5 protein-coding genes are annotated in these 6542 nt (G+C 75.6%); all 5 read left to right on the plus strand.

What is annotated here, in order from left to right:
• A partial coding sequence (locus IDM29_RS03775; RefSeq protein WP_188037209.1) for a ComEC/Rec2 family competence protein occupies positions 1–1069 on the plus strand: 1069 nt, incomplete at its 5' end.
• Between the two features lie 170 nt (positions 1070–1239).
• The gene (locus IDM29_RS03780; RefSeq protein WP_188037210.1) at positions 1240–2826 is read left to right on the plus strand and encodes a DHA2 family efflux MFS transporter permease subunit; all 1587 of its coding nucleotides are present in this window, start codon (positions 1240–1242) and stop codon (positions 2824–2826) included.
• A gap of 648 nt (positions 2827–3474) precedes the next feature.
• On the plus strand, positions 3475–4479 hold the full coding sequence (holA, locus tag IDM29_RS03785; RefSeq protein ID WP_188037211.1) for a DNA polymerase III subunit delta: 1005 nt from the start codon (positions 3475–3477) through the stop codon (positions 4477–4479).
• 259 nt (positions 4480–4738) lie between these two features.
• Positions 4739–4867 carry a hypothetical protein gene (locus tag IDM29_RS17185; RefSeq protein WP_255491556.1) on the plus strand — a complete coding sequence of 43 codons (129 nt, stop codon included), beginning with the start codon at positions 4739–4741 and terminating at the stop codon, positions 4865–4867.
• A 90-nt stretch (positions 4868–4957) separates the two neighbouring features.
• Entirely contained in the window at positions 4958–6304 is a 1347-nt protein-coding gene (locus tag IDM29_RS03790) for a helix-turn-helix transcriptional regulator (protein ID WP_182111503.1), read from the plus strand.
• Positions 6305–6542: the final 238 nt, after the last annotated feature.

Raw genomic sequence — 6542 nt, forward strand, 5'->3', positions numbered from 1 at the left:
GACGGGGCTCGCGGGCGCCGCGCTGCTGGCCGGGGCGACGGCGGCCGTGCTTGCCCTGCTGGCCGGCCGCACCCGCGCCCTGCGCACGCTGCGGCCCGGGGTCGTCGTCGTGCTGTGCGCGGTGCTCCTCGTGTCCGTGCCGGGGATCCGCCGCCCGCTGGTCGGCCTCGTGCCGGGCGCGGGTCCGCCGGCGGGGCCGTGGGTGGCGCAGTGCGACGTGGGGCAGGGTGACGCCCTCGTGGTCGGTACCCGGCCGGGAGCCGCCGTCGTGGTGGACGTGGGTCCGGATGGTGACGCCGCGGACGCGTGCCTGGAGCGGCTCGGTGTCGACCGGATCGAGCTGCTCGTCCTCACGCACCACCATGCCGACCACGTCGGTGGCCTGGAGCCCGTGCTCGCCGGTCGCACCGTCGACGCGGCGCTGGTGAGCCCTCTGCCCGAGCCCGCAGGCCAGGCGGGCCGCACCCTGCGGGCGCTCGCGGACGCGGGCGTGCCGGTCGACGTCGGCCTCGCGGGGTCCGGTGGACCGGGTGACGGCAGTGCCGGTGCGGGGACCGCCGGTGAAGGGACAGCCGGTGAGGGGACGGCCGGCCAGGTGCGGTGGCGGGTCCTGTGGCCGAGCCGGGCGCCGGTCCCGGTGGCGGACGCGCTCTCGCCGCCGCGCGAGCACGCGGTCGGGCCCGAGGAGGGCGCCGTCAACGACGCGAGCCTGGTGCTGCGCCTGGACGCCCCGGGCCTCGCGGTGCTCGCGCTCGGCGACCTGGAACCCTCCGCCCAGGCCGGCCTGCTGGCGGCGCACGGCCCGTCCGGGGTGCTGGCCGCCCAGGTGGTCAAGGTGGCGCACCACGGGTCCGCGTACCAGGACGCGTCGCTGGCGCAGGCCGTGGACGCCGCCGTCGCGCTCGTCAGCGTGGGCGCGGACAACGGGTACGGGCACCCGGCGGCGAGCACGCTCGCGCTCTACCGCGCGACGGGCGCCGCGGTGCTCGCGACGGACGAGTGCGGGACGGTGGTGGTCGCGGCCGAGCCGCGCGGGCTCACGGTGCGTGCCCGCTGCCCCGTGGGCTGACGCGTCGCGCCCTCGCTCGGGCCCCGGCCGCCCCGCCGCGCGCTCTGCCGGCGCCAGGCGCAGACTCGAGACGAGACGACGACCGGCCGTCGGCCGCTCGCCCTCGACGGCGGTCGCGAGCGGGTCGCGCCGTCCGGGGCCCGCGCCGGCACGTGAGTGAGGACCCGTCGATGAGCCGGACCACGAGGTCGTCCGCCGGGACGAGCGAGCCGGAGCTGGTGCTCTCCCGCCGCACCGTCTACGTGATCTTCAGCGCGCTGCTGGTGGCGATGTTCCTGTCCGCGCTGGACCAGTCCGTCGTGGGGACGGCGTTGCCGACGATCGTGGGCGACCTGGGGGCGGCCGAGCACGAGGGCTGGATCATCACGGCCTACCTCCTGGCCATCGCCGTCGTCATGCCGATCTACGGCAAGCTCGGCGACCTGCGGGGGCGGCGGCGTCCGTTCCTGGTCGCCATCTCGATCTTCGTGCTGGGCTCGGCCGGGTCGGCGCTGTCGACGACGTTCGTCGAGCTCGTCGTGTGGCGGTCGGTGCAGGGCCTCGGTGCCGGCGGGCTGGTCATCCTGAGCCAGGCGATCATCGCGGACATCGTCTCCGCCCGGGACCGCGGCAAGTTCATGGGTCCCATGGGAGCGGTCTTCGGGGTCGCCACGGTGGCGGGCCCCCTGCTCGGCGGCTGGTTCACCGACGGCCCGGGGTGGCGCTGGTGCTTCTGGCTCAACGTGCCGGTCGGACTGGTCGCGCTCGCCGTCGCCTGGTCCCGCCTGCGGCTGCCGTCGCGCACCCCGAGCACCCGCTTCGACGTCCCCGGTGCGGTGCTCATGACGATCTCCACCGCAGGGATCGTGCTCCTGACCAGCTGGAGCTCGATCAGCAGCGCGGGGCGGTACGACTGGAGCGACCCGGCGCTGCCCGCGCTGCTCGTCCTCACCCTCGTCGCGCTGGCGGCGTTCCTCGCGGTGGAGGCGAGGGCCACCGACCCGCTGATCCCGCTGCGCCTGTTCCGGAACCGCACGTTCTCGGTCTCGGTCACGATCGCCCTGGTCATGGGCATGACCATGTTCGCGGCGCTGTCGTTCCTCCCGACGTTCCTGCAGATGGCGCGGGGCTACGACGCCACCAAGGCCGGCCTCCTCATGCTCCCCATGACGGTCGGGCTGATGATCACGGCGCTCGGCTCCGGCATGCTCATCTCCGCCCGCGGTCGGTACAAGATCTTCCCCATCCTCGGCATGGGGATCGCCACCGTGGGTCTCGTCCTGCTGACCCAGCTCACGCCCCAGATGTCGATCGTGACCTTCGGCGTCATGATCTTCGTCCTCGGGTTCGGCCTCGGGTTCGTGATGCAGACCATCGTCATCGCGGTGCAGAACTCCGTCTCGCCCGAGATGGTGGGCGTCGCGACGTCCACCAACAACTTCCTGCGGGAGATCGGCGCCGCCGTGGGGACCAGCCTGTTCTCGACGGTGTTCACGACCAACCTCACGACCCGCCTGGCCGAGGCCGTGAGGGATGCGCCCGCGGGCGCCGTCCCCTCGGGCTACGGTGCGAGCTCCCTGACGCCGTCGGCCCTGGCGAAGCTGCCCGCCGCCTTGCGCGAGGAGGTGGTCGCGGCGTACACCGACGCGCTCGCCCCCGCCTTCTGGTACCTCGTGCCGCTCGGCGTCCTGGGCTTCGTCGTCGCGTTCTTCATGAAGGAGGTCAAGCTCTCCGACACGGCAGGCCTGGTCGCCCGCGGCGCCGCGGTAGCCCGCTGACCGCCACACCCCCGCCCCGCCGGCCTCCCCACCGGCACCGTCCGCGAGCCGCCCACGTCCGCCCCCCGCCGACCACGTCCATCCCCGCCAAGCACGTCCATCCCCGCCGACCCCGTCCATACCCGCCGAGCGATGCCCCCGCCGAGCACGTCCAAACCCGCCGAGCACGTCCGTTCCGGGTGAGCACGTCCTGTGCAGGGGACGTACTCACGGGAAACGGACGTGCTGACCACGTGGCGATCCCGCCCACCGGCGCGCGCCGACGCAGGCCCACGCCGCAGTCGGAGGACCGAGGTGGGCCGACCACGTCCGTTCCGGCCGAGTACGTCCTGTGCAGCGGACGTTCTCGCGGGGAACGGACGTGTTGGTCGCGGCGGCGGCGGCGGTGGGCGGCGTGTGGCGGGGGAGATGGCGGGGCGGCAGGCATTGGCGGTGCGGGGGAGATGGCGGGGCGGCAGGCATTGGCGGGGCGGGGGAGATGGCGGGGCGGCAGGCACTGGCGGTGCGGGGGAGATGGCGGGGCGGCAGGCATTGGCGGTGCGGGGCGGCAGGGACTGGCGGGGCGGGGCGGCGGTGGGGTTGGTCGGGGTGGGGATGGGGCGGGCGTCGGGCGTCGGGCGTGACGGTGGTGCGTGGCAGGCTTGGGGCATGCCCCCTGCCGCCCGCCGCAGCACCGCCCCGACCGGCGGCATCGCCTGGGACCAGGCGGAGCTGGCGCCCGTCGTGCTCCTCGCGGGCTCCGAGGCGCTGCTCGCCGAGCGCACGGTCGAGCGCCTCGTCGCGCAGGCGCGCGAGCGGGAGCCCGCCGTCGAGGTCGTCCGGCTCGACGCCGCCGCCTACGAGCCGGGCCGGCTCAGCGTCGCCGCCAGCCCGTCGCTCTTCGACGAGCCGCGTCTGGTCGTCCTCTCGGGACTGCACCAGGGGACCGACGAGGCCCTGGCCGACGTCGTCGCCTACCTCGCGGAACCCGCTCCCGACGTGTGGCTGGTGCTCCAGCACGGTGGTGGCGTGCGGGGCAAGAAGGCGCTGGAGGCCATCCGGGCCTCCGGCGCGACCGTCGTCGCGTGCGACCCCATCAAGCGGGACGCGGACAAGCATGCCTTCGTCATGGGGGAGCTGCGCCGCGCCCGCCGCAAGGCCGAGCCTGCCGCCGTGCGAGCGCTCCTGGAGGCGTGCGGCGCCGACCTCAGGGAGCTCGCCGCCGCGTGCGCTCAGCTCGCGGCCGACTCCACAGGGCTCGTGACCCACGACCTGGTGACGCGGTACTACGGCGGGCGGGTGGAGGCCACGGGCTTCCGCGTCGCCGACGCCGCCGTCGAGGGCCGGGCGGGGGAGGCCGTCGCCCTGCTGCGGCACGCCATGTCGACGGGAACGGACCCGGTCCCGCTCGTCGCGGCGCTCGCGTCGAAGCTGCGCACGCTCGCCAAGGTGGGCGCCGCCCGCGGCCGCGGCCTGGACCCGGTGCGCGACCTCGGCCTCGCGCCGTGGCAGGTCGACCGGGCACGGCGTGAGCTCGCCGGTTGGACCCCCGAGGCGCTCGCCGCGGCGGTCACCGCCGTCGCGCAGGCGGACGCCGAGGTCAAGGGCGGCGGCCGGGACGCCGCCTTCGCGATCGAGCGCGCCGTGCTGCGCGTCGCGGACGCCCGAGGCTGAGGGGCCGCGCCGCCGACGTCACCCTGCGGCGCCCGGCCCGTCGCCGCTGTCACGGGCGAGGTGACTGGCGCGGGCGCGACACGACGGCAGCCCGGTCACCCGCCGGATATTCACCCGATCGCTTTGGGACGTCTTCACCCCATTCACGCCAAAAGTCCCCCACGGACACGTCAAATTCGCTGCTCAGGCATCGTGCATTTCCGGAGGAACCCTGTCATAGTCCTCGTGACACACGTCGCCCGACCGCCCAGGAGCTCCCATGAACCGCATCGCCAAGACCCTCGCCGCCGTCGTCGTCACGCTCGGCCTCACCGTCGTCGGCCTGCCCCTCGGCTCGGGCGGCGTGAGCACGCTGGGTGTCGGCAGCACGGGCTGCTGCAAGATGTGACGGACCCGACGCCGGCCGCGAGGCCGGCGTCGGATTTTCATCCTTTCGGGCCCTGCCCGGCGCGCACTGTCACGGATAGGGTGACCAACTGTGACAGAACTCTCCGATCGCCTCCGCGCCGAGCGGACCCGTGCCGGCCTCTCCCAGACGGCGCTCGCCGGGGACGACTTCTCGCCGAGCTACATCTCGCTCATCGAGGCCGGTCGACGCGTGCCCACCGACGCGGCACTGGGCGTCCTCGCGCGCCGCCTCGGCACCACCGCGGAGTACCTGCGCTTCGGCGACCGGGCTCCGAGCGAGGAGCGCGCGCGCCTGGAGATCGGCTTCGCGCAGCTCGCGCTCGTGAACGGGGAGGCGCAGGAGGCGAGGGACCGCCTCCTGGCGCTCGACCTGGGCTCGATCGCGCCCAGGCACCACGTCGAGGCCCTGCACACGCTGGCCCGCGCCCACGAGGCGCTCGGCGACCTCGACGAGTGCGTGGCGGTGCTCGAGCCGCTGCTCGCCGACGCGCGCGCCGACCACCGGTGGCTGGACGCGGCCGTCATGGGCTGCGACCTCGTCGCGGCCTACCACGAGGCCGGCGACCTGGGGCACAGCATCGCGCTCGGTGAGGCCCTGCTCGAGGACGTGGAGGCCGCGGGTATCGCGGGCACCGACGAGCACCTGCGCCTGGGGGCGACGCTGCTCTGGTCCTACTACGAGCGCGGGGACCTCCTGTTCGCGACCCACCGCGCGTCCGAGCTGATCGCCATCGCCGAGGCGAAGGGGACCATGCGCGGGCGGGGGAGCATCTACTGGAACGCGTCGCTCGTCGCCGAGGGGCGCGGTGACCTCGCCGAGGCCCGCCGGCTCACCGAGCGCGCCCTCGCGTACCTGAGCGAAGGTGCGGCGAGCCGGGACGTGCCGCGCCTGCGCCTGCACTTCGGGTGGCTCCTGCTGCGGTGCCTGCCCGCGGAGCCCGAGGCCGCCCTGGCGCAGCTCGACGAGGCGGCGGCGGGGCTCGCGGTCGTCGGCTCCGAGATCGAGCTCGCCCGGTGCGAGTTCGAGCAGGGGCGCGCGTGGCTCATGCTCGGGGACGCCGATCGGGCGGAGTCGCTCGCGCGCGGCGGCCTGAGCCGGCTCGAGGACCAGGCGGCCCTCGACATCTGCAATGGGAACATCCTGCTCGGCGACGTCTTCGCGGCGCGGGGCGAGGTCGAGCAGGCGCGCGAGACCTACCAGTGGGCGGGCGGCCGGCTCGCGATGATGGCCGCCGGCCGGAGCGCGGCCGCGATCTGGCGGGCGCTGGGGGACCGGCTGCTGAGCCACGGCGACACGGCAGGGGCGGCCCAGGCGTTCGACGCGGCGCTGCGCGACGCCGGCATCTACCCGACGGCGGTCCCCTCCGTGGTCGTCCCGTCGTCGGCGGCGGCCGGGTTCAGCGGCGCCGAGCACTGAGCGGGCACCCGCCCTCGCGCCAGCCGGCCCGCAGGGGGGACCGGCGCGCAGGGCGGTGGCCCGGAAACACGCGCCGGGCGTCGCGCTGACGCGTCCGCCCGGCGCGTCCGCACACGGCACAGGACGTCCCTCGAGACGCGAGAAGGGGGGCCCCCCCCGGGGGGGGGGGGGGGCGGGGGGGCGGGGGCCGCCGCGGGGGGGACGGGGCCGGGGGTGGGCCCCGAGCGGGGGGGCCGGG

The organism is Actinotalea sp. JY-7885 (genome assembly GCF_014525465.1).
Taxonomy (GTDB): domain Bacteria; phylum Actinomycetota; class Actinomycetes; order Actinomycetales; family Cellulomonadaceae; genus Actinotalea.

Bases quoted from the DNA above. Each gene is read 5' to 3' on its own strand.
- IDM29_RS17185 (WP_255491556.1), top strand. From the start codon at position 4,739: ATGAACCGCATCGCCAAGACCCTCGCCGCCGTCGTCGTCACGCTCGGC.
- holA (WP_188037211.1), top strand. From the start codon at position 3,475: ATGCCCCCTGCCGCCCGCCGCAGCACCGCCCCGACCGGCGGCATCGCC.
- IDM29_RS03780 (WP_188037210.1), top strand. From the start codon at position 1,240: ATGAGCCGGACCACGAGGTCGTCCGCCGGGACGAGCGAGCCGGAGCTG.